Source organism: Rathayibacter sp. AY1B4 (assembly GCF_002932815.1).
Classification (GTDB): Bacteria; Actinomycetota; Actinomycetes; order Actinomycetales; family Microbacteriaceae; genus Rathayibacter.
This window is the reverse complement of record NZ_PSWN01000052.1, coordinates 1-1,869: the sequence shown is the minus strand read 5'-3', so window position 1 is coordinate 1,869 and position 1,869 is coordinate 1. Positions and strand designations below refer to the sequence as shown.

Sequence of the window (1,869 nt, the reverse complement as noted above, 5' to 3'; positions counted from 1 at the left end):
CGGGAGCTCGGCATCCGCACCGCCGGAGTGATGGTGGAGGTCCCCTCCTCCGCCCTGCTCGCCGACCGCATCCTCGGAGGCGGCGATCGCCTCGGTGACCGCGGAGCGGGCGTCGGCGGCGCTGTCGGCGGCGAGAGCGAGCTCCGCGTACCGCTTGGCGTCGTCGAGGGTGTGCTCGGCCAGCTCGGCGCGGACGTCGGCGAGAGCCGACGGCGACATCGAGAGGGTGGTGGCGCCGAGGCCGACGAGGACCACGGCGAGCAGCGGGTCGGCGGCGGCTTCTCCGCAGATCCCGACGGGCTTGCCCAGCGCCGCTCCCGCGCGGCCGACCTCGCCGACGAGGCGGAGCACGGCCGGGTGCCACGGGTCCTGGAACGCCGAGACCGTGCCGAGCATGCGGTCGGCGGCGAGCGTGTACTGGGTCAGGTCGTTGGTGCCGATCGAGGCGAAGTCCGCGACTCCGAGGATGCGGTCGGCGAGCAGGGCGGAGGAGGGGACCTCCACCATCACTCCGGCGGTGCGGATGCCGAGCTCCCGCGCCATCGAGGTGAAGTAGCGGGTCTCGTCCACGGTCGCGACCATCGGCGCCATGACCCAGAGGTCGGCGTCGGTCGCGGCATCGGCCTGGGCGAGGGCGGTGAGCTGGTCGCGGAGGATCTGCTCGCTGGCGCGGAGGGCGCGCAGTCCGCGGAGACCGAGGGCCGGGTTCTCCTCGTGGTCGTCGTTGAGGAAGCTCAGCGGCTTGTCGGCGCCGGCGTCGAGCGCGCGGACGACGACCTTGCGGCCGGGGAACGCAGCGAGCAGGCGCGTGTACTGCTCCGCCTGCTCGGCGACCGAGGGCGCCTCCTTCGCGTCGAGGAAGAGGAATTCGGTGCGGAACAGCCCCACTCCCTCGGCGCCGAGCTCGACCGCGTTCGCAGCGCCGTCGGCCGAGCCGAGGTTCGCGAGCAGCGGCACGGCGTGGCCGTCGGCCAGCGCGCCGGGACCGACCGGTGCGGCGAGCATCTCGGCGCGCTCGGCGATCGAGGACTTCGCGGCGCCGATCTCGGCGTCCGAGGGGTTCACCGTCACGACGCCGGAGGTGGCGTCGAGGATGACGAGCTGGCCGTCCCGCAGGTCGAGGGCGCCGGTGGTGCCGACGATGGCGGTGATCGACTTCTCCCGGGCGAGGATCGCCGTGTGCGAGGTCGGTCCTCCGTCGCTGGTGATCAGACCGAGGACCTTCTCGAGGTCGAGCAGCGCCGTGTCGGCCGGAGCGAGGTCACGGGCGACGAGCACGAACGGCTCGTCCGACTCGGGGACGCCGGGAGCGGCGACGCCGCGCAGGTGCGCCACGACGCGCTGCGAGACGTCGTCGAGGTCGGTCGCGCGCTCGGCCATGTAGCCGCCCATCGCCACGAGCAGGTCGCGGAAGCCGGCGAAGGCCTCGTGCACGGCGCGCTCCGCGGTCTTGCCCCCGGCGATCCGCGCCTTGACGTCGTCCGCGAGGGACGGGTCCTCGGCCATCAGGGCCTGGGCGTCGAGGACGTCCTTCGCCGAGCCGCCGGCCCGCTCGCCGCGGTGGCGGATCGTCGCGGCGGTGGCGGAGAGCGACGAGACGGCGCGCTCCTCCTCCTGGGCGACGCTGCGGGTGCTGGCGGTGTCCTCGGGCTCGGGCAGCGGCTCCGGCATGCGCAGGACCGGCCCGAGGGCCAGCCCGCGTCCCACTCCGGTGCCCTGGAGCTTGGCGGAGGCGTAGGCGGTCTGAGGAGTGGACAGCGTCATGGGTGCTCGTTCCTGTCGTGCGGAGTGCGGGCGGGAGAAGAGGAGGCGGGGGCCGGGAGCGCCACGACCCTGCCGCGGGCCCGCAGGACGCGGGCGGCGAGTCGT

1 protein-coding gene is annotated in these 1,869 nt (G+C 74.5%); it reads right to left on the bottom strand.

Annotated elements, in window-relative coordinates; all coding sequences use genetic code 11:
- Positions 1-1,671, bottom strand: a 1,671-nt coding sequence (gene ptsP / locus C5D66_RS16660) for a phosphoenolpyruvate--protein phosphotransferase (RefSeq protein WP_374954413.1), incomplete at its 3' end; no start/stop codon positions are given.
- Between the last annotated feature and the right edge of the window lie 198 nt (positions 1,672-1,869).